The sequence below is a fragment of the Bradyrhizobium sp. GCM10028915 genome, assembly GCF_042666195.1.
GTDB lineage: Bacteria > Pseudomonadota > Alphaproteobacteria > Rhizobiales > Xanthobacteraceae > Bradyrhizobium > Bradyrhizobium canariense_D.
Genome location: NZ_JBHTFN010000008.1, coordinates 345573 through 366367 on the forward strand (window position 1 = coordinate 345573; position 20795 = coordinate 366367).

Annotated in this window: 21 protein-coding genes and 2 tRNA genes; 11 read left to right on the plus strand and 12 right to left on the minus strand. The window is 63.9% G+C overall.

Annotated elements, in window-relative coordinates; genetic code table 11:
- Positions 1–119 precede the first annotated feature (119 nt).
- The 3 genes from ACFQX9_RS07580 to ACFQX9_RS07590 form a co-directional block, all read right to left on the minus strand.
- Positions 120–875, minus strand: coding sequence for an outer membrane protein (locus tag ACFQX9_RS07580; RefSeq protein ID WP_018458128.1), 756 nt, complete (start codon positions 873–875; stop codon positions 120–122).
- A gap of 175 nt (positions 876–1050) precedes the next feature.
- On the minus strand, positions 1051–1326 hold the full coding sequence (locus tag ACFQX9_RS07585; RefSeq protein ID WP_018458127.1) for a hypothetical protein: 276 nt from the start codon (positions 1324–1326) through the stop codon (positions 1051–1053).
- Positions 1327–1759: 433 nt separating this feature from the next.
- A complete protein-coding gene (locus ACFQX9_RS07590) occupies positions 1760–2278 on the minus strand; it encodes a hypothetical protein (protein ID WP_377787542.1) in 519 nt (172 codons plus the stop codon).
- A gap of 872 nt (positions 2279–3150) precedes the next feature.
- On the opposite strand from ACFQX9_RS07590, the gene ACFQX9_RS07595 reads away from it, so the two are divergent.
- The 4 genes from ACFQX9_RS07595 to ACFQX9_RS07610 all read left to right on the plus strand — a co-directional run bounded on the left by ACFQX9_RS07595 (position 3151) and on the right by ACFQX9_RS07610 (position 5350).
- Entirely contained in the window at positions 3151–3447 is a 297-nt protein-coding gene (locus ACFQX9_RS07595; protein WP_245329568.1) for a hypothetical protein, read from the plus strand.
- Positions 3448–3575: 128 nt separating this feature from the next.
- Positions 3576–3749 (plus strand): hypothetical protein, encoded by a 174-nt coding sequence (locus ACFQX9_RS07600; RefSeq protein ID WP_162847287.1) that lies wholly within the window; start codon positions 3576–3578, stop codon positions 3747–3749.
- A 168-nt stretch (positions 3750–3917) separates the two neighbouring features.
- Complete coding sequence (locus ACFQX9_RS07605) at positions 3918–4193, plus strand: hypothetical protein (RefSeq protein WP_085351254.1); 276 nt, start codon at positions 3918–3920, stop codon at positions 4191–4193.
- A 251-nt stretch (positions 4194–4444) separates the two neighbouring features.
- The gene (locus tag ACFQX9_RS07610; protein WP_377787546.1) at positions 4445–5350 is read left to right on the plus strand and encodes a hypothetical protein; all 906 of its coding nucleotides are present in this window, start codon (positions 4445–4447) and stop codon (positions 5348–5350) included.
- A gap of 22 nt (positions 5351–5372) precedes the next feature.
- On the opposite strand, the gene ACFQX9_RS07615 is transcribed toward ACFQX9_RS07610, so the two are convergent.
- Positions 5373–5446, minus strand: a tRNA-Gly gene (locus tag ACFQX9_RS07615).
- A gap of 352 nt (positions 5447–5798) precedes the next feature.
- The gene (locus ACFQX9_RS07620; protein ID WP_377787548.1) at positions 5799–8204 is read right to left on the minus strand and encodes an ATP-binding protein; all 2406 of its coding nucleotides are present in this window, start codon (positions 8202–8204) and stop codon (positions 5799–5801) included.
- 361 nt (positions 8205–8565) lie between these two features.
- Here ACFQX9_RS07620 and ACFQX9_RS07625 point away from each other — a divergent pair, with 361 nt between their 5' ends.
- Entirely contained in the window at positions 8566–9279 is a 714-nt protein-coding gene (locus ACFQX9_RS07625) for an ABC transporter substrate-binding protein (RefSeq protein ID WP_026233506.1), read from the plus strand.
- Between the two features lie 7 nt (positions 9280–9286).
- On the opposite strand, the gene ACFQX9_RS07630 is transcribed toward ACFQX9_RS07625, so the two are convergent.
- Together ACFQX9_RS07630 and ACFQX9_RS07635 are read right to left on the minus strand one after the other, a co-directional pair.
- Positions 9287–9490 (minus strand): hypothetical protein, encoded by a 204-nt coding sequence (locus ACFQX9_RS07630; protein WP_026233505.1) that lies wholly within the window; start codon positions 9488–9490, stop codon positions 9287–9289.
- Between the two features lie 29 nt (positions 9491–9519).
- Positions 9520–9741, minus strand: a complete 222-nt coding sequence (locus ACFQX9_RS07635; protein WP_231190711.1) for a hypothetical protein — start codon at positions 9739–9741, stop codon at positions 9520–9522.
- A gap of 166 nt (positions 9742–9907) precedes the next feature.
- Here ACFQX9_RS07635 and ACFQX9_RS07640 point away from each other — a divergent pair, with 166 nt between their 5' ends.
- Entirely contained in the window at positions 9908–10294 is a 387-nt protein-coding gene (locus ACFQX9_RS07640) for a YciI family protein (RefSeq protein ID WP_007611703.1), read from the plus strand.
- Between the two features lie 9 nt (positions 10295–10303).
- Here the strand turns inward: ACFQX9_RS07640 and ACFQX9_RS07645 are convergent, their stop codons facing one another.
- The gene (locus ACFQX9_RS07645; protein WP_204511570.1) at positions 10304–10894 is read right to left on the minus strand and encodes a TMEM175 family protein; all 591 of its coding nucleotides are present in this window, start codon (positions 10892–10894) and stop codon (positions 10304–10306) included.
- A gap of 127 nt (positions 10895–11021) precedes the next feature.
- Here ACFQX9_RS07645 and ACFQX9_RS07650 point away from each other — a divergent pair, with 127 nt between their 5' ends.
- Both ACFQX9_RS07650 and ACFQX9_RS07655 read left to right on the plus strand, forming a co-directional pair.
- Positions 11022–13079, plus strand: a complete 2058-nt coding sequence (locus ACFQX9_RS07650; RefSeq protein WP_204511571.1) for an ATP-dependent helicase — start codon at positions 11022–11024, stop codon at positions 13077–13079.
- 56 nt (positions 13080–13135) lie between these two features.
- Complete coding sequence (locus ACFQX9_RS07655) at positions 13136–14116, plus strand: NADPH:quinone oxidoreductase family protein (protein WP_377787554.1); 981 nt, start codon at positions 13136–13138, stop codon at positions 14114–14116.
- Between the two features lie 2 nt (positions 14117–14118).
- On the opposite strand, the gene ACFQX9_RS07660 is transcribed toward ACFQX9_RS07655, so the two are convergent.
- From ACFQX9_RS07660 to ACFQX9_RS07670, 3 genes are read right to left on the minus strand one after another with little or no spacing between them, the layout of a single operon-like run.
- Positions 14119–15372, minus strand: coding sequence for an amidohydrolase family protein (locus ACFQX9_RS07660; protein WP_231190709.1), 1254 nt, complete (start codon positions 15370–15372; stop codon positions 14119–14121).
- Positions 15373–15389: 17 nt separating this feature from the next.
- Positions 15390–15887 carry a GAF domain-containing protein gene (locus ACFQX9_RS07665; protein WP_204511574.1) on the minus strand — a complete coding sequence of 166 codons (498 nt, stop codon included), beginning with the start codon at positions 15885–15887 and terminating at the stop codon, positions 15390–15392.
- Positions 15884–17242: an MFS transporter gene (locus tag ACFQX9_RS07670; protein WP_085361851.1), complete on the minus strand. Its 1359-nt coding sequence runs from the start codon at positions 17240–17242 to the stop codon at positions 15884–15886. Before ACFQX9_RS07670 ends, ACFQX9_RS07665 begins: the two co-directional genes overlap by 4 nt.
- Positions 17243–17353: 111 nt before the next feature.
- Here ACFQX9_RS07670 and ACFQX9_RS07675 point away from each other — a divergent pair, with 111 nt between their 5' ends.
- Positions 17354–18280: a LysR family transcriptional regulator gene (locus ACFQX9_RS07675; protein ID WP_085351211.1), complete on the plus strand. Its 927-nt coding sequence runs from the start codon at positions 17354–17356 to the stop codon at positions 18278–18280.
- 155 nt (positions 18281–18435) lie between these two features.
- Entirely contained in the window at positions 18436–19467 is a 1032-nt protein-coding gene (locus ACFQX9_RS07680; RefSeq protein ID WP_377787559.1) for an LLM class flavin-dependent oxidoreductase, read from the plus strand.
- A 121-nt stretch (positions 19468–19588) separates the two neighbouring features.
- Here ACFQX9_RS07680 and ACFQX9_RS07685 read toward each other — a convergent pair.
- A tRNA-Tyr gene (locus ACFQX9_RS07685) sits at positions 19589–19674 on the minus strand.
- 206 nt (positions 19675–19880) lie between these two features.
- On the opposite strand from ACFQX9_RS07685, the gene rlmB reads away from it, so the two are divergent.
- Positions 19881–20711: a 23S rRNA (guanosine(2251)-2'-O)-methyltransferase RlmB gene (gene rlmB / locus ACFQX9_RS07690; RefSeq protein WP_377787561.1), complete on the plus strand. Its 831-nt coding sequence runs from the start codon at positions 19881–19883 to the stop codon at positions 20709–20711.
- Positions 20712–20795 lie beyond the last annotated feature (84 nt).

Below are 20795 nucleotides of genomic sequence, written 5' to 3' on the forward strand. Positions count from 1 at the left end.
ACCAATCCCGGCGGTCCGGTCGATCGCGTGGTCAGGCGCTGAGGATAGGACGCGACAAAGCGCAAAAAAAGAGGGCCGGCGTTGCTGCCGGCCCCCTGAAGACATCCGATCGGGAGAGTTCAATACCTCGCGACGACCGGATTGCTGCCCCAGCCAAACCGGTAGTTGAAGCGCACGGTGAGCATATCCACGTCCTGGGTGATCCGATCGTTCACGAAAGCAGCAAGTCGCGGATCAGCGACCGTAAACGAATTATTCCGGTGCCCCATGAACAGATGGTCGTATTCGAGACCCACCGACCAGTTCGGCGTGAAGCCATACTCGAATCCGACACCGATAACACCACCCCAGCGGGTTGCGCTTTGCGCCGCGAGCTCGGCGCCGGTCGCAGTATCAAGTACGCTGAGGCGATTGTCTGTCACCGCAGCGCCGCCCTTCACGTAGAGCAGTGACGCATTCCAGGCGTAGCCAATCTGGCCGGTGAAGAGGCCGATAGCGCTCGTTTTGGCGCGCGTGGAGAGCGTTGGATCGAACAGGCTGACGCGCTGATTGCTCAAATCCGCCCAATCGCCCTGAGCTTCCAAACCAAACACCCACTGGCTGGCCTGCCAGCGATAACCAAGCTGGCCACCGATAACACCACCGGAACGATCGCGGCAGCCGGAAGCGACGGCGATGCCGGCCGCGTCAAGGAAATCGACACAATTGTGGTTCTGCGCCCAGCCACCATTGCCGCCGATGTAGAGCCCCGTCCAATTGTAGATCGGAATAATCGGTGCCGGGGGCGGCGCCTTCACGGCCATATCGGCAGCCATGGCGGGTCCCATGGCCAGCGTCACCACGCCAATGGTTGTCAGCAGAAGTCTTTTCATCATGCTCTCTCCTTGCCGGCCGCTTTTTGATTGCTCGAACGGCGACTTGTTGCACTGCGATCATCCCCCAACTTCCAGCTGAAACTCTACGGGCGAGGGCACAAACTCCACGTGCCATAATGGCAACACTCAAGACATTTCGAGCGCGATATCGGCATGAAGCACCAAGACATGCTGCCTATTTCTCCGGGTCGCGCTTGTCATCGTGGCCGCCAACCTCTTCGCCTCGGTCTTGCTCTATCCAGGACGGAATGTCGCTCGAGGGAATCAGCCGTCGTGGCAAAAAGGGATTGAGCGTGCCTGCAAACACGATCAATCCCTCACTGAATTTCTCTCGCGCGAAAGCCCGCGCCTCGGCTTCGCTCTCGAATGTGCGTGTCTCCCGTGGACTTCGCCGCTTCGGCAAGGTCCCACGCTTGTGCACCTCGAATGTGACGTACCAGGTCTGCGGCATCCGCCAGCTTCCGGATCGCGATCAAGCAGACATCTGCCGGCCAACGATGATCGGTGAGAGCATGTTGACGTCCTAGTTGCGCCGCTCTTCACGGCGCTCCGTGCGCCCTGTATGCCTTTCCTGGCGGCGTTCAGTCCGGCCCGTGCGCCGTTCCTGACGCCGTTCGTGGCGGGCTCCCCGCCTCTCCTGGCGTCGCTCCATGCCGATCGTCTGCGCCGACACTTCTGTTCCTAACAGCACCGTGCCGGATGCCGCCAATCCGAATACAGCGGCCCATCCGGGCAATGAAAGAGCCCCGCGACGATCGATGCCGTCAGACCTTGACGTTTCACTCATGCCAGTTACTCCCGATCTTAAAGGACGTTTGATTGGGCAATGCCTCGACGTGCACTCGTTGATAGTGTCGATGGCGGGCGCCCCCCTCCGAAGATGCTCACCAAACCTGGTTGCCAAACCAGCCGTACTGCGGCGGCCGCGCGACGAGCCGGATATTTCTTTCGATGTGCCTCCTCGCACTTTTGTTTTGACGCTGCGGCTTCACATCAGCTTTTGTCGACGGACGCGCCGGCGGTCGTTCGGCATCGGCTGCTCCTAGCTGAGCGAAGGCCTCGCGAGCGCGCCTCTGTGAGAGGTCGGCGCCCGGCAGGGCACCAGGCTCGACCTTGGCGATGTCGGTTGCGACAATCGTCGGCAGGCTGGTGTCGATCACGACCCGCTCGGGCAATTTCCAATCGGAATGGATGCGGATGGTGGCGGAGCGCGCAGCTCCACCGTGGATGGCAGGCCGATCCTGCAACAGGGCGTCCACAACGAAGAGCATCGCGAGCAACGCACCGCCGACATAGACCAGATATCGCGAGATGGGCATTGTCGGCGCCATTGCCGCCGCAGACCTTCGTCTGGCAAGCAACGGGCCACGGCGGCAGGATTGGCGAAGAAATGCGACCTGCATGGGCATGGCTGCCTAAATCGAGCCGCCGTTGCTTCCGCCGCGGCGCGCCCCTGGTGAAGCACTTGCTGATGCATCGGTGGCGCTTCACTGGTAAGCGCACGCACGCTGCAGCAGGCTAATGTTCACCGCGTTCGAATGCGGCGTCGCTTGAGCCAGATCAACAAACTGAATTTTCGCAACACCGCCTCGCGTAGTATCGCGCGGCTTGGTCAGTGGCTGTGACATGCCCCTTGGTACAATGACCGGAAGGTCAATTGCAGAGATGTGGCACGCAACGCAGAGTTCTCACCGCGTACATCGAGCTTCTGGCAGGGAGGGACGATGATGAGTCAATTCGAGCTGAGTTCGCGCGCAGCACTTTGTCGGCAGCTCGCAAGCGAGAATGCGGCAAACCGCACCGTCTGGATGGCTGAGGCAAGAAGCTGGTCGCTTATGGCGGCAGAGGCGCTTCGTGATGAGCGCGGATCGGACGAGGGTATCGTCGCCAGATTCTTCTTTGCGTTCAGCAAATTGGTCGCTGCGCAACAGGATCCTACGAACCGATCGGCAGAGATGATGAAGAGCAGATCCCGAACCGCGATGCCGTCTCCGAACTCGTCCCCGACTGCCTGAAGCATTCTGGCGAAAAGCACTCGCACAATTGCATACTTGGCTCCAGTGCAGAGAGAGCCGGCGCTGCCACCGTGACAGCGAGCTTTCCGATGGCGGGCCGCACTTGTCGGGCTGGAGCGCTATCCTCCAGATTCGCATTATTTGATCCGAACTGATCCGGCAAATTCGAAGGAGAAGCAGATTCGATTTGTTTGATTCCCTTGATCTAACGCAAATCGCCGCCCTATTGTGGCGTTGAAGTTCATTTTTTGAGAACGTCCATGAAGTCGATAGGCGCAAGGAAGATTGCCGTTGCCGTCGCCGCGCTCGTATGCGGCACGACGCTGTTCATTGGCTTGACCGACCGAGGCGGGATCTCGCTGCGACTCGACAACGCCCAAGCGGCCGCCCGATTGTACGTCACTCCTTATTATCGCGGTCACTACTACACGAATGACGGTTTGCCCTGGTACGCGGTGCGAGCCTATTACTTCGGCGGATCGTGGAGTTACGGCTATAGCGGCTGGCCGACTATGCGGCGCGCAATTGCACCGGATGCGTCCCAGGCTCGTTGGTGAAGGGCGGTGATGGCATCATGTATGTGTGCCAATAGAGCTTGATGATGGCGCGATGGGCGGCGCTCATTGAGCCGCCGCCTCTCGCGCCAATCTGCGCTCAGGAGATCGACGCCTAGGGGGAGGATACCATGACCTATGTTCTGGTCGTCATCAGCTGGCTTGGCGTCGCGAATGGCGCCGTCATATCGACACAAGAGTTTTCAAGCGCAGAGCGTTGCGAGGTAGCCCGGATGGCGTTGATGGAATACGCGAAAGCGCGCAGCAGCGACGAGACGCTGAGACCGCTCTGCGTGCAGAAGTAAAGAGTCGGAGAAGCTGTCGCTCCCGCCCCCATTCTGCTGGAAGCGTCTTCGCGTGTCGCCCGCGCTTACCAGCTGCACCGTTTTCTTGCGATTCCTTGACCTTGATCAATGGTCCGAGCAGCGAACCATGGAGCGATCCAAATTCACTCTCACAGGACGGAGACCATCATGAAGCGTGGCATGCTCACAAGATTATCACTCGCAGGTGCCGTGATCGCCCTCGGAGTGTCCGGCTCAATCGACTGGTCGGCCGACGAAGGCCTGTCGCTCTCGCTAGGCCGGGCAGAAGCACGGGTCGGACGCCCCTTGACACCCGTGTCAGTGGCCGGCGTTGCACGGCGCACCACCAGGCGTGCGGTCGTAGGCGGCGCGGCAGTTGGTGCGGCTGCGGTGGGCACCGCCTGTGTCCGCGTTCTGGTTAACGGCAGCTACGTCTGCCGCTAACATCTCTTGCTGGCAGTATGTACACCGCATCCTGCAGGATGAGTTCTTGCAGGATGTGCTGTTCAGGTCGAGCTTCAGATAGCTGGCGCATGGGCGGCGAGGACGCAAAATCCGATTGGCATTGGCGTGGTCATCGGCACGGTAGATTGGATGTTTCATCTCTACCGTCAAACGTGGTCCCCAGAAGACAGCTAAGCCCCGGTCAGTGCCGGGTTCATGAGACTGGCATCAAAATAATCGGTGAGTACATCTTGCAAGATGGCCGACGACTGGGGACGCGCCGGGTCGCAAGTATTGACACCGCTTTCGTCGATCAGCTCTTCGAAGGACTGCTCTTCAAAGAAGTGAAAGGCGAAAAGATCGAACGCCGTACGACGGTCAATCACGCGATGAAGACCGCACGTAGCGCATGGAACGCCATTTCCCGAGCACATCCGGGCTTGCTCCCGCCTCGGAATCCCTTCGAAAAGATGGGCCTGCAGTCCAGTTCGCGCGAAACGTCGCACGCGACCTTTGCGGAGCTTGCAGCTTTCCGGACGAAAGCGATCGAAATGGGTTATCCGTCGCTTGCCACCAGTGCACTGATCGGCTGGGAGTTGCTTCAACGCGAGGCCCACATTTTCATTGGTTCCACGGCTGATCACTACCGCCCCCCGAGCCACGTCTACGTCATCAACTACAAGACCAGCACTGGATCTTGGGACCCCCTATTCAACGCCAAGGGGAAGGCACTTTACCCGCTGCTAATGGCAGAGCTCGACGCGATCAAGGAGCTGCGTCCGACAGGAGGTCTGATGTTGCGACGTGATGGGAGCAGTCTACCCTGGTTTGGCAAGGGCGAGACGCTGACTCAAGTCCAACGCATCACGAAGAAGATTATCTTGGCTGCAGGTTTACGGCCCGAGCTAACTTTTACCTCTTTCGGCCGCCACCGCGGCACGACCGAAGCAAGGCACATCCGGGCTCACGGAAACGCAGCTAATGAAGAAGGGTCAGTGGTCGTCGACGGCAGCTATGGCGCACTATCTGCACGACGACGATCAGGCAAAGCAAGATGCGCAAATGAAATGCATCAAGCGGCGTGCAAAACAAGCGAAAGGAAAGTGAACGTTTGTCAGAATGAGAATGCGCGGCTTGTCAGAATGGAAAGGCCTTAACGCGCTAAGTTATTGAAATAATTGGAGCGGGTGAAGGGAATCGAACCCTCGTATTCAGCTTGGAAGGCTGCTGCTCTACCATTGAGCTACACCCGCGACAGGGGCTCCCTAACACGGCCGGGCGGCGGTCTCAACTGCCCAAGATCAACTGCCCAGATGGGGCTTCCAGCGCTTTCCCGGCCTTGCGAACAGCCGCTGGTTCCTCCGGACCCGCCTCCCCTTAACAATGGCGGAATTGCCGCCTATATTGAAATCTTCCGCAACCAACGAAAGGAGGTGATCCAGTGTCTTTTACCAAGCGCTGTCACCTCGCTGGGATCGCCCGCTAAGCCTTGAATAGAGGCTTGGCATCGGGGCGCTCTCAGCCCTGGACCAGCGAGCAAGAAATCGGGCGCGACGGGGGCCTTCCCCCGCCGCGCCTTTTTCGTTGGCATCGCGCGCCGGCTGCTCAGGCGAGCGGCTCGCCGGCGAGCACCTCGCGGATCCTCGATGACAGGTCCGCCTTCCGGTACGGCTTCCTCAGCAACGCAACGCCGGGATCGAGATGACCGTCGAGGGCGTTGTCGGTATAGCCGGACGTATAGAGCACCCTCATCCCCGGGCGGAGGCGGCGCACGGCCTCGGCCAGTTCCTGCCCGTTCATGCCGCCGGGCATGATGATGTCGGTGAACAGCAGATCGAATTGGGCGCCCTGCTGAACCAGCGCAAGCGCGGTTGCGCCGTCGCCGGCTGCGAGGGTGCGATAGCCGAGGCTGCCGAGCTGGGCGATGACATAGCCCTGCACCAGCGGATCGTCCTCGACGACGAGAATCGTCTCGTGCCCGCGTGCCGCCGCGGGCGCCTGCAGCGACCCGGCCCTCGCCTGCGCTCCGCCCGCAGATCGCGGCAGAAACAGCCGAATCACGGTGCCGCGGCCTTCCTCACTCTCGATCGCAACGCTGCCGCCGCTCTGCTTGGCGAAGCCGTAGACCATGCTGAGGCCGAGCCCGGTGCCGCGACCGACCCCTTTGGTGGTAAAGAACGGCTCGAACACGCGGTCGCGGATGTCGGCGGGGATGCCATGGCCGGTGTCCGCCACCGCGACCATGATGAAGGCGCCGCGCGTGGCGTCGCCGTCACCGGCACCATCCGCGCCATCGAATTCGCGGTTCGCGGTCTCGAGCGTCAGCGTGCCGCCGCCAGGCATCGCATCCCGCGCATTGACGGCGAGATTGATGATCGCCGACGACAGCTGCGACGGATCGGCCATCGCCGGCCAGGCGTCGTCCGCGAGGCGGGTCACGATTTCGACGTTTCCGCCCAGGATCGGCTTCAACAGCTGCGCCGTCTCGAGCACGAGGCCGTTGACGTCGATCTCGCGCGGTTCCAGCGGCTGGCGACGCGCAAAGGTCAAGAGCTGCGAGGTGATCTCCGCGCCTCGCGCCGCCGCATCGTCGATGAGCTGGGCGATCGCGGCGAGGTCGGGCTTGTCCGCCAGTCCCTCCCGGATGATCTCGATGGTGCCGGTGATGACAGTGAGCACGTTGTTGAAGTCATGCGCGACGCCACCGGTGAGCTGACCGATCGCATCCATCTTCTGCGACTGGCGAAGCCGCTCCTCCGTCTCGTGCTGCTCGGTCAGATCAGTAGCCGAACCACGATACCCCATGAAGCGTCCGTCGGCGCTGAACACCGGCTGGCCGTTAACGCTGAAATGGTGCGCGCGGCCAGCCGCATCGCGGCCACGATACTCGAACTTCCGGAACGGCTCGTGGCGATCCAGCGTGGCCCAGTGACTGCGCCATTTCTGCGGCTCGGCATCGTGGTCGAAGGCGGCGTCTGAACGGCGCCTGCCGATCAGCGCCTTGGGGTCCATGCCGAAAGCACCGGCCCGATCTGAAATATAGGTGAACACGTGATCCGGACCGGTCTCCCAGAACCAGTCGGATGCGGTCTCGGCATAGTCACGGAAGCGCTGCTCGCTCGCGCGGGCGTTCTCCTCGGCGCGCTGCCGTATCTTCAGGTCACGCTCGAGATTCCCATTGGCCTCGCGCAGCTCGCCATAGGCATGTTCGAGGTTGGCACACATGGCGTTGAAAGCAACGACGACCTTGTCCAGCTCGTCGGCATCGTCAGGCGACCGGCGCTCCAGGCGCAGAGGCGGCGGCGGCCGTCCGAGGCTGTACTTGCCGACGTATTCAGCGATGGCGACGAGATGCCGGGTCACCAGCAGATGAAACATGTAGATGATGAACAACGAGACGAGGAACGTCTTTGCCGCCTGGCTTGCCAGAATGACGAGGGCCCTGTTCAGCAATTGCTGATAGACGTCGCTCAGCGTCGCCTCGACCCGGAGCGTGCCGATGGCGCGCGAGGTCCCCTGCAACACGGTGGTCAGCGGAAATTCCCGGGTCATGATCGAACGGGTGTTTCGCTCGCCGACTTCGACACGGATCGGATTTGGCCGATCGGCGATCTCGCGGACTTCCGCCGCACGGATGTCAGGCAGCCGCAGAATGCCATCGAGCTGGAGCTTGAGCTGGTTCTGGTCGAGATTCCACAGGCTCTCTCCGAGGCTGCCCGTAGTGCTGCGGCCGATCTCGTCGAGCCGCGTCTCAATCAGTCCGACCTCACGATTGTAATCCAGATAGAGCTGGAGCGCGGTCAGGGTCAGCGTCACGACCGATGAGAACAGCAGCACGGCGGCAAGCAGCCGAGGCCCGACGCCGCTGCGCGACCAGTTGAAGATCCGCGACAGGAGCGCCGCGAACATCGGAGGCGCGAGCGGGGCGCCGATGCCGGTCAAATCCTGCTTCGCAGCCGCCGGCGCAATGGCGCGGCCACGCTTGATATCATCGTCACCTGCGTCGCCCATGCACCATGTCCTCGAAAATGGCGGCACCTGCTCAGCTTACCGATCGCAGCCGCGAGCAGGTGAACGGTTGAGGCGCTGCCTCAGCACGCGATACACGTGGCGATCTTGTCGGCCGATGATCCTGTTGGCCCTTGGGCGGCTTGAGCTCGACGGGGTCATATCTTGCGCCCAGCAGCAGGATTCCCAGGCAAACTACCACCTCGCGTGCTAGAATGACATCGGTGAAAGTCCGGAGCCGCCATACAGCGGGAACGCGCTCTCAACGTTGCGGACCGGCGCAGCCGCCATCTCCGGTAGATCGCGGCACCGGAGTCCGATGGTAGCAGGGCACGCCCAAGAGGCATGGCCAGGGAGATGCGTCATGAGGCGGATAGTCGTGGTCTGCCTGTTGCTGCTCGCGGCAGGCCCGTCGCAGGCGCAAGAGGTCATCAGGCTGGCGCGCATCGCCGATATCCCCGATCAATATGTCGGCGGCGAGATGCTCCGCGCGGTCTATGCCCGGCTGAACATCAAGCTCGAATTCGAGGATGTGCCCGGCAAGCGCGCGCTCGCGCTGTCGAGCACCGGCGAGGTCGACGGCGAGGTCCAGCGGATTGGAACGCTCTCTCGCGACTATCCGACGCTGATCCAGGTGACACCTGCGATCAATTACATCGAGCCTACTGTCTTCACCACGAAACTGCAGTTCGACGTCGCTGGCTGGAATTCAATTAGGGACTACAGCATCGGCATCGTACGCGGCGTCGGCTCGTCGGAAGCCGGTACGCGCGGCATGACCCGGGTCACGGCGACGACAAGCCTCGACAACATGGTCAAGATGCTCGACGCCGACCGCATCGACGTGATGGTCACCGACCTCTTCAGCGGGTTGGCTGCGGTGAGGAAACTCAATCTCCAGGCCAGGATCCACCCGCTCTCACCACCCCTCGAGCGCATCAGCATCTACCACCATCTGCATGAACGGCATCGCGATCTCGTGCCGAAGGTCGGAAGGATGATCGAGCAGATGGAGGCGAGCGGCGAAATCGCCCGGTTGCGGGAAACCCTGATCAAGCAGGTGCTGAGCGGGATGTGACACGCGGTCAGGTCGTGCGAGTCCGCTCCCGCACCGCAACCGCCGCGATCAACAGCCCGACGCACCAGGCCATGGCCGCCCGCGGCGGCTCGCTGCCGAGAAGCACGGTGAAGATGCCCGCCAGCAGGCTTGGCGCCATCGCCTTGCCGGACCTGCTCGCGAGCGAGAGCAGGAACGGCATCGCGGCGATCGATATCTGCACGACGTTCATGGTTACAGGCTGTTTCGCAAGCGTCGGGCTTAGAAGCCGCAAACGCTCATTGCACGCGGGCGCTTGCCGCGCCGGCTTTCGACGATGCGCTCGCCGCCGCTCTCGGCCGAGCTGCCGTAATAGCGATGGTGGCCGCTCTGGTCGTGCAGATCCGCAAGCTCCGACTTTCCCGCCCGACGCGCGTCGCAGATGATCTTGCAGATGATCTTGATGGTCGACATGGCCGCCTCCGAAGTGGTCTTGGTGGCCATCAGTCGCGCCGATTTCGGGCAGCGTTCACACTTTTCGGCCGTAATCGGGTTTCGGGAAGGTTTCGTCGCCGCACCCCGCGACGCAATATTTCCGCAGCCCCATTGTCGGCGGCGACGGTGGTGATACGTCCTTCGGACACGCGCAGCGAAAATCAACGAGGTGACGATGCTTTACGCCATCCTGGCCTATCACGTGGAAGACGAGATCTTGTCCTGGACGCCCGAAAAGGATGCCGCAGTCGTGGCCAAAGTCATCGAGGTTCAGGCGCCCCTCCGGGCAAGCGGGCATTTCGGCCCGGCCGCCCGCCTGGATGAGACCCGAAAGGCCCGCACCTTGCGCGGCCCCGGCGCGGGCGTGGTGCTGGACGGCCCGTTTGCCGAGACCAAGGAGCAGCTCCTGGGCTTCCACCTCGTCGAATACGACACGGATGAGGAGGCGATCGCGGCCGCGCGGACGCTGCGCCAGGTCAATCCGTCAGCGGTCTACGAAATCCGCCCTGTCAAGCTTTACGTGCCGGCCGACGGGTTCGGCGCGACGCCCTCCGGCGAATGAGCGGCAGGCCTATTTGTCCGTCCCGGTCGGCCCGACATAGAAGCGCTGGATCAGCAGGCCACCGAAGGCGATGAACCACACGAACGGCGCGGCTTGCGGCGCGAACGCCGCAACGACCGTGCCCGGGATAAACACCAGCAGCGGAAACAGCGAGGCCATGATCTCCTGGCGCCAACCGCCCAGGATCCTCCACCACAGCCAGGCATTGAGGCCAGCGATCGCAGTCAGGTGCAGGCCGTAGAGCACGGCGACCGCACTGCTCGTGGGGTAGTTGGTGTAGAGGCCGTTGGTCACCGGCAGCAGCACGATCGACAGCAGGAAGAACAGATTGAGGATCACCGCGCCGCGGCTGCCGACCGGCTGGCGCGCCAGCCGGCGGTGATGGCTGATCCAGAACACGCCGGCGATGATGAAGCTGAGCGCAAGACCCGCGAGCTTGCCGGAATAGACCCGGGCGAGATCGTTCCAGTCGGGCGCGCTGGTGAAGACCGCGGCCCTGGGCAGGTCGTAGGCGAGCAGCGTCATGGCGACGCCAAAGATGGTGTTGCTGAGCGATTCCAGCCGTCGCATCTCGAACTGGTCGGATTTGAGCTCGGTCATGCCGGGTGGCGCTTTTCGGAATGGAACCTTGGGCCGTCTTGTCCCTAGGTCTTAACATCGGTCCCGTCCAGACGCATTGCGATTCGCAGCGGGATCGCCGACTCTGGCTGTTTCACCGGGGCGATTCGTGGCGACATATCTGGACACGCTCAATGCGGAGCAACGCCGCGCCGTGGAGCATGGCGTGGCCGATGGTGCGACCGTGGGCGCGCCCCTGCTCGTCATCGCCGGTGCGGGCTCCGGCAAGACCAACACGCTGGCCCACCGCGTCGCGCATTTGATCGTCGCGGGCAGCGATCCGCGCCGTATCCTCTTGATGACGTTCTCGCGCCGCGCCGCGGCCGAGATGGCCGGCCGGGTCGAGCGCATCGCCCGAAAAGTGCTCGGCGAGAACAATGCCGCGATCATGCGCGACGCGCTCACCTGGGCCGGCACGTTCCACGGCATCGGCGCACGGTTGCTGCGCGAATATGCCGAGCGGATCGGCGTCGATCCTGCCTTCACCATCCACGACCGCGAGGATTCCGCCGACCTGATGAATCTGGTCCGGCACGAGCGCGGATTGTCGAAGACGGAGTGCCGCTTTCCCGCCAAAGGCACCTGCCTGTCGATCTACTCGCGCTGCGTCAATGCCGAGATGGAGATCGAGAAGGTGTTGGGGGCGCACTATCCCTGGTGCGCAGGCTGGGCGGCCGAGCTGAAGGGCCTGTTCGCGGCCTATGTCGAGGCCAAGCAGGCCCAGCACGTGCTGGATTACGACGACCTGCTGCTCTACTGGTCGCAGATGATGAGCGATGCGCTGATCGCGGAAGAAATCGGCGGCCGCTTCGATCACGTCTTGGTCGACGAATATCAGGACACCAACCGCCTGCAATCCTCGGTCCTGCTGGCGCTGAAGCCGGACGGACGCGGCCTCACCGTCGTCGGTGACGACGCGCAGTCGATCTATTCGTTCCGCGCCGCCACGGTCCGCAACATTCTGGATTTTCCGCAGAGCTTCTCGCCCCGCGCCGAGATGATCACGCTCGACCGCAATTACCGCTCGACGCAACCCGTGCTGGCGGCGGCGAACGGCGTCATCGGCCTGGCGCGCGAGCGCTTCACAAAAAACCTCTGGACCGACCGCAGCTCCGCGCAAAAGCCGCAGCTCGTCACCGTGCACGATGAGACCGACCAGGCCCGTTACATCGTCGAGGAAGTCCTGGCCAACCGCGAGCAAGGCGCGCTCCTGAAGCACCAGGCAGTGCTGTTCCGGACCTCCTCGCATTCGGGCCCGCTGGAGATCGAGCTGACCCGCCGCAACATCCCGTTCGTCAAGTTCGGCGGGCTGAAATTTCTCGATGCCGCGCATGTCAAGGACGTGCTCGCGCTGCTGCGCTTCACCGAAAATCCGCGCGACCGCGTCGCGGGATTTCGCATCCTGCATCTCTTGCCGGGCATCGGACCGGCGACTGCGCAGCGCGTGCTCGACCAGATGGCGGAGAGCACCGATCCGCTCGCTGCGCTCGGCCAGCTCCCGGTGCCGCCGCGCACCGGCGCGGACTGGACCGGCTTCGTCCGCACCATCGAAAATTTGCGCTATTCGGAATGGCCGGCCGATCTCGAACGCGTGCGGCTCTGGTACGAACCGCATCTCGATCGCCTCCACGAGGATTCCGAGACCCGCCGCGCCGATCTGATGCAGCTCGAGCAGATCTCGAGCGGCTATGCCTCGCGCGAGAAATTCCTGACCGAGCTCACGCTCGATCCGCCGGATGCGACCAGCGACAAATCCGGGCCGCCCTTGCGCGACGAGGACTATCTGATCCTCTCCACCATCCACTCCGCCAAGGGCCAGGAGTGGAAATCGGTGTTCGTGCTCAACGTCGTCGACGGCTGCATGCCGTCGGATCTCGGCGCCGGCACCAGCGCCGAGCTCGAGGAGGAACGCCGCCTGCTCTATGTCGCGATGACGCGCGCCAAGGACGACCTGCACCTCGTGGTGCCGCAGCGCTTCTTCACCCACGGCCAGCAAGCCAAGGGCGACCGCCACGTCTACGCCTCGCGCACCCGCTTCATCCCGGAGCCGCTGGTCTATCTGTTCGAGCGCACCGCCTGGCCGAAGGCTGGGGCAGGCGCGGCCCGCACGGCGGCGCAAGGGCCGAAGGTCGACATCGGGGCGCGGATGCGCGGAATGTGGCGGTAAGACACAAGAGGCTGGTGTCGAGACGTGTCAGCATAACTGGACAACAGAGGTCCGACATGAAAGCCGTCGTCGTCGAGCAATACGCGCCGATCGATCAAATCGCCCTGAAGGACGTTCCGTCTCCACACATCGGGCCCGGACAGCTGCGTGTCCGGGTAGAGGCTGCAGGAATCGGATTTGTGGACGGTTTGAAGATGGAGGGGCGCTATCAGACCAAGGATCCCCTGCCCTTCATTCCCGGAACCGAATTCGCAGGCATCGTGGACGAAGCCCCCGGCGCACCGGGCGGCTATCAACCCGGGATGCGCGTAATGGGGATGACGCGCTCGGGCGCGCTTGCCGAAGAGATCGTCGTCACCCCCGAAGCGCTCTATCCCCTGCCGGACAGCGTCGCGGCGGAGGTCGCCGCTTCGTTTCGTGCCAATTACCTGACCGCCCTCTATGCGCTGAGTGCGCGCGCGTCGCTCGGCGCAGGCGAACAGCTTCTGGTGCTGGGCGCAGCGGGCGGCACGGGAATCGCGGCCGTCCAGATTGGCAGGCTGCTCGGCGCCCGTGTGATCGCAGCGGCATCGACACCAGACAAGCGCGAGTTCGCGCGACAGCACGGCGCCGATGCCGTGGTTGACTACACGCAGACCAACTGGCGCGACACGCTGAAGGAATTGACCGAAGGACACGGCGCCGACGTGATCTTCGACCCCGTCGGCGGCGAGATCTCGGTGCAGGCCTTTCGCTCCATGGCCTGGCGCGGCCGTCATCTCGTGGTCGGTTTTGCCGCCGGCGCGATCCCTGCATTGCCGTTCAACCTGCCACTGCTGAAGGGCGGCGCCCTGCTCGGCGTCGACCTCGCGCAGCTTCCAATCCGCGAGCCCGAGGTGCAGAAGCGCCTCATGTCGGAGCTGACGGCCTGGTTGGTCGACGGCCAGCTGAAGCCTGTGGTCGGTCGCATCTTCGCGCTGGATGACTTCCGGGAAGCGTTCAGGACGATGCAGACGCGCGGGGCGCTTGGCAAGATGGTCGTGCGCATCTCGAAATAGGATTAGCTACGCGCCCCCAGCCGGTCGAACTGGACCTTGCCTGCCTTCATCACCATCGGGATGTGCTCGCCCTGGCCGAGCAGGCAGGCCACGTCGCGGAGCGGATTGCCATCGACCACCAGCAGGTCCGCAATGGCTTCGGGCATGATGCGGCCGAGCTTGCCCTCCATGCCGAGGACCTCGGCGCCGACCAATGTCGCGCTGGCGATGACGGCGCGCGGACCGAGAATCTCGGCGCGGATGCGGAATTCGTCGCTCTGCAGACGCTGCGACGGTCCGAGCAGGTCGCTGCCGAACCCGATCTTTACGCCGGCGTCGCGGTAGATCGTGAGCGAGCGCAGGCCCGCGTCGCGGACATCGGCGATCTTGGCAACGCTTTCGGGCGGCAGGCCATATTGGGCACCCTCGTTAGCCAGCGCCTCGTAGGTGACGAGCGTCGGCACCACATAGGCGCCCTTCTCGGCCATCAGCTGCGCGGTCGGAGCATCGACCAAATTGCCGTGCTCGATGGTGCGCACCCCGCAGCGCACCGCGCGTTCGATCGCGGCAGCGGTGTAAGCGTGGGCGAGCACATAGGTCTGACGCCCGCGCGCCTCCTCGACAATGGCGCGGATCTCGTCCTCGGAGTACCCGAAGGCGCCAACCGGATCGGTCGGTGAAGCGACGCCGCCGGAAGCCATGATCTTGATCTGGTCCGCCCCCATCTGGAGTTCCTCGCGCGCCGCCTTGCGCACGCCGTCGACACCATCGGCAACGCGCGCCAGCGCGCCGACACGCACGCAGCAGGGGCACGGTGCGTCGCTGGCAAGATAATCCGAGCGGGCCCGCATGTCGCCGTGCCCGCCGGTCTGGCTGAGCGCACGACCCGAGACGAACAGCCGCGGACCGTCGGTGAGACCGGTCTCGATCGCCTGCTTCAGCGCATGGCCGGCGCCGCCGGCGTCGCGCACGGTGGTGAAGCCCCGCCGCAGCATGCCGCGCAGCAGCAGCGTTGAGCGCAGCGTCACCAGCACGTTCGGCATGTGCACCTGCTGCGCCAGATTGAGCTCGACGGCGATCGCATGCACATGCAGGTCGATCAGGCCGGGCATCAGCGTCTTGCCCTTCAGATCGACGGTGCGGTCGGTTTCCACTTGGAGCGGCCGATCGGAGACCTCCTTGATCAGACCGTCCTCGACCAGCACGTGATGTCCCTCCAGGAGGTCCGGCTGAAGCGGATCGAGCAGAGCGGCGTTCTTGAAGAGCACACGGGACATGACGACTTCCTGTCTTATCAGGACTGGATGAGCAGCGCGGGCAAGGCGAACTGGGCGAATGGGAGACACGCAGCGACATCGTCCTTGCCGTACCAGCCTGCCTCATGGAGCAGATTGAGCGAGCCGAGCGTGCGCCCGCGCCAGCGCACGGGCATGTTGAGCACGCTTTCGCAGCCGAGCGAAGCGATCAGCTCGTGATCGGAAAACACCCCGCGCAGATCGTCCCGGGTGCGGCCGATATAGGCCTCGCCGCGGTCGAGCACAGCCTCGGTCCACGGCCCCGGCGCCAGGCGTTTGCGGCCGCCCGCCGGGTAAGGTCCGGGAAGATTGGAATACACCCGCGCTGCTTCCCTCGTGTCGGCGTCATAGGTCAGGATCGTGAACAGCTTGTGCCCGATCGCCGACTTCAGGGCGTCGTCCAGCGCCGAGTACAGGGCATCCGGCTGATCCGCCCTGCCCTGCGCGGCCGCCACCGCGCAGAGCAGCGGATCGGATCGGTGTTTCGTCTCCCTCATGCGACTTCGCCTGCCGCGATCTCTTCCAGCGAACGGCCGCGTGTCGGCACGCCCATCAGCACCACGGTGAGCGCGCCTAACAGCAGCACGCTCGTGGTGAGGCCGAACACGCCGGCGAAGCCAAAATTGGGATAGAGATAGCCGACCAGGATCGGCGAGACGATCGCACCGATGCGGCCGATCGCGGAGGCGAGCCCGGCGCCGGTGGTTCTGACGGCCGTCGGAAATACCTCGGCGGTATAGGCATAGACCCCCGCATAGGTGCCGTTCATGAAGAAGGACAGCAAGATTCCGGCGACCATGATGTGCTGATCGCTCTGCGCGAATGCAAGTCCAAGCGCGCTGGCGCCGCCGAGCACCATGTAGGAGGCAATCGTCGCCTGCCGGCCGATGCGCTCGTTGAAGTACGCAGCGCTGAAATAGCCGGGAATTTGCGCGCAATAGATCGCGATCGAATAGGCGAAGCTCTTGGTGATGCTCATGCCGTTCTGGACCAGAAGGCCGGGGATCCAGACGAAGAAGGAATAGTAGCTGAACGTGATCGTAAGCCACATGATCCAGGTCATGATGGTGATGCGCGCCTGGCGGCCGGCGAGGAGCGCGGCGAAATTGGCAAGCAGCGTACCACCAGTCACGGCAGGCGCCGTGATTTCGACGACCGGTTGCGGCAGGACATGGCCTTGGCTCGCAAATCCGGCCTCGATCCTGTCCAGCACGGCTGCGGCTTCCTTCTCCCGGCCCCGGCTTTCCAGCCAGCGCGGCGATTCCGGCAGCGCCCTGCGCCACCACAGCAGCATGACGACCGGCACCGCGGTGATCACCAGTACGATGCGCCAGCCGTTCTCAGAGGCGGGCACGATGAAATAGCCGAGCAAGGCCGCCGCGACGAAACCGAAGGAGAAGAATCCGGCCAGCGCGCCGGTAAAGCTGCCGCGGTAACGCCGTGCGACGAATTCCGCCAGATAGGGCGCAATGATCGCGCTCTCCGCGCCGGTGCCCATGCCCGCGACGACGCGGGCGGCGAAGAAGGACGACCAGTCGTTCACCGCAGCGCTGACGATGGATGCGACGCAATAGAGTGCCAGCGCCGACATCATCACCGCGCGACGGCCGATCAGGTCACCCAGCGTGCCCGCCAGCAGCGCGCCGAACAGGAAGCCGATATAGGTGCTGCTGCCGAGCACGCCGATCTGGACGCTCGACAGATTCCAGGTCGTGCGCAGCACCGGCAGGATGAACGCCAGCACGGCTGCGTCCATCGCGTCGAACATGTAGCCGAGCCCGCCCATCAGCAGCAGATGCCCGTGGAAGCGTGCGAACGGAAGGCGCTCGATCCGCGCCGAGATCATCGACATGAAAGTCCCCCTCTGTGTGGCGGCCCGGCACTCCGCTCGCTCCCGGGCGGAACCATAGACAAGGAGATATTATCGTCATAATTTATAATCATGATCTAGTACATCACTGGAGTGAATGTTCTGTCGTTTCGCTCGCTCGACCTCAACCTGCTGAAAGTGTTCGAGGCCCTGATGACCGAGGGCAGCGTCACGCGCGCCGCCAACGCGCTTCTGATGACGCAGCCGGCGGTCAGCAATGCGCTCGCACGCCTGCGGGACGCGCTCGGCGATCCCCTGTTCGTCAGGTCCGGCACCGGCATCCGTCCGACTCAGCGCGCCGTGGTGCTGTGGGAACCGATCGGCGAAGCGCTCGAAACCGTCCGTGGCGCGCTCGACGAGCAGGTGTTCGATCCGCACCGTGCGCAGACCGAGTTCAGCCTGTCGATGTCGGATTACGTCGCCTCGCTGGTGATGCCGAACCTGCTGAACCATTTCGGCAAGGTCGCGCCCAAGGCGCGAATCCACACCGTTCCCAACACCATTTTGGAGATCGCCGACCAGCTCGAGGACAATCGCGTTGATTGCGTCCTCAGCGTCTATGTCAACGAGGCGCAGCAGCCGGCCGCCATCCGCTCGCGCTCGCTGTGGACCGTCGACTACGCCTGCTTCATGCGGCGCAGCCATCCGCTCGCCGCGATGAAGCGGCTGAGCACGCGCAGCTTCCTCAACGCGGGGCATGTCGATGTGAGCCTCGCCGGCAAGACCTTGCCGTCCTACGACCTCTTCCTCGCCTCGCGCGGGCTGTCGCGCAACGTGGTCGCGACCGTCAATCACTATAGCGCCGCCTACGAAATCGTGCGCCAGTCCGACCTGATCGCCGTGCTGCCGAGCGATCTGCGCTCGCAATCCCGGCACGCGCCGTTCCTGCACGCGATGCCGCTTCCGCTCAAGGCGCCGCCGCGCATCGTCAGCCTGTTCTGGCACCAGCGCAACGACACCGTACCGGCGCAGCGCTGGCTGCGCGACACCCTGGTCGAGATGTTCGCCAGGTCCGACTGAAGCCGCGGGCGGCGGGCCCCCCGACACCATGAAAAAGGGAAACAATGGGTTTCTCGAAGCAGCATTGTGCATCAGACCCGGCTGCTTAGCTCCAACCAAGGCAATCCCCTCCCCCAGTGACAGGCGCGCAAGCCGCGCCCGCAGAGACCTCATCAATGACCGCACCGCTCGAATTCGGACTGGACACCTTTGGCGACGTCACCAGGGACGCCTCCGGCGCGATGCTTCCGCACGCACAGGTGATCCGCAACGTCGTCGACGAGGCGGTGCTCGCCGACGAGCTCGGCCTCGACTTCATCGGCCTCGGCGAGCATCACCGCGCCGACTTCGCGATCTCCTCCCCTGAGACCGTGCTGGCCGCCATCGCGTCGCGGACCAGGCGGATCCATCTCGGCTCGGCCGTGACGGTGCTGAGCTCGGACGATCCAATCCGCGTCTTCCAGCGCTTTGCCACGCTGGACGCGCTCTCGAACGGACGTGCGGAGGTGATCCTCGGCCGCGGCTCGTTCACCGAGTCCTTTCCACTGTTCGGTTTCGACCTGCGGGCTTACGAGGCGCTGTTCGAGGAGAAGCTCGATCTGTTCGCGGCACTGCTGTCGCAGAAGCCGGTGACCTGGGAAGGCAAGCTGCGTCCGCCGCTGAACGGGCAGCTGGTCTATCCCCCGGTCGAGAACGGCACGCTCAAGACCTGGATCGGCGTCGGCGGCAGTCCGCAATCGGTGGTGCGCGCGGCGCATTACGACTTGCCCTTGATGCTCGCGATCATCGGCGGCGATCCCGCGCGCTTCGCGCCCTTCGTCGAGCTCTATCATCGCGCATTCAGGGAGTTCGGCCGCCCGGCACAGCCGATCGGCGTGCACTCGCCAGGCTATGTCGCCGAGACCGACGAACAGGCGCGCGAGGAGCTGTGGCCCGACTACAAGGCGATGCGCGACCGCATCGGCAAGGAACGCGGCTGGCCACCAATGGGCCGCGACGAGTTCGTGAACGAGGCCGAGCACGGCTCGCTCTATGTCGGCTCGCCCGAGACGGTCGCGCGCAAGATCGCCAAGACGGCAAAGGCGCTCGGCATTTCGCGGTTTCAGCTGAAGTATTCGGCGGGCCCGCTGCCGCATGGCAAGCTGATGAAGAGCATCGAGCGCTATGGGCGGAAGGTAGTGCCGATGGTGCGGGAGATGATGGGGTGACTTGCGCGCTTACCCAGTCCGCCTGCGCCCTCCGGGCTGCGGCGCGACAGCCTTCGCTCACTTCGCGCCATGACCATCGGTGCCGGCTTGCCGAGCCGTAGCTCGCGAAGCGAGCGAAGGCTGGTGGGGGAGGCAGGACTCGAACCTGCGAAGCCATAAGGCGGCTGATTTACAGTCAGCTCCCTTTGCCACTCGGGACACTCCCCCGCTCGACGGCAGCACAATCGGGCCGGACCTTGCCGGCGACCGAAGACGGCCATGGAACGTGAAGGCCGCGACAGCCCGGATGGGGGCGCGACCGGGCGCGGTTATCGGCGAAGCGATGGGGTAAAGTCAACCGAGGCGAACAGCTAAAATCGCCCCCGACACCACCCAAATTGCCATATTCCGGGACCCGTGACACAAGCGAGCCCATGAAGGATCGAAAATTCAACCCGAGGGGCCCCCGCGGCGGGTCTAAGCCCTTCAACAGGCCCGGAAAATCGGCCGGTCGCCCGGCCCGCCGCGATCGCGATTCGGACGCCGACGGGCCTGTCATCCTCTATGGCTGGCACACCGTCTCCATGGCGCTCGCCAACCCCCAGCGGCAGATCCGCAAGCTGACGCTGACCGAGAACGCCGCAAGGCGCCTGGCGGACGAGAACATCGCGATCCCGGTCACGCCCGAGATCGTCCGGCCCCAGGAGATCGACCGGCTGCTGTCGCCCGACGCCGTGCACCAGGGCCTGCTCGCCGAGGCCGATCCCCTGCCCTCGCCCGACATCGAGGATCTGGAGCAGGACGGCATCGTGCTGGTGCTCGACCAGATCACCGACCCGCACAATGTCGGCGCCATCCTGCGCTCGGCGGCCGCCTTTGCGGTGAAGGCGATCGTCACCACCGCGCGTCACAGTCCGGAAGCGACCGGCGTGCTGGCCAAGGCCGCCTCCGGCGCGCTGGAGCTGGTCCCGATGGTGACGGTGCAAAACCTCGCCCGCGCATTGACCACGATGAACGAGCTCGGCTTCCAGACTGTCGGGCTGGACAGTGAAGGCAGTGCGGATCTTTCCGAGGTCACCCTGCGCGAGCCGCTCGCGCTGGTGCTGGGCGCGGAAGGCAAGGGCCTGCGGCAATTGACACGCGAGACCTGCAGCGTCGTGGCGCGGCTCGACATGCCCGGAGAGATCAAGAGTCTCAACGTCTCGAATGCCGCCGTGCTCTCGCTCTATGTCGGCGCGAGCCGGCTCGGGCTGATGAAGCGGTAACAAAACAAAACGCCCGTCCGCATCGCGGACGGGCGTCTCGTTGGCTCAACCGATCAACCGATCAGTAATAGCGGCGCAGCACAC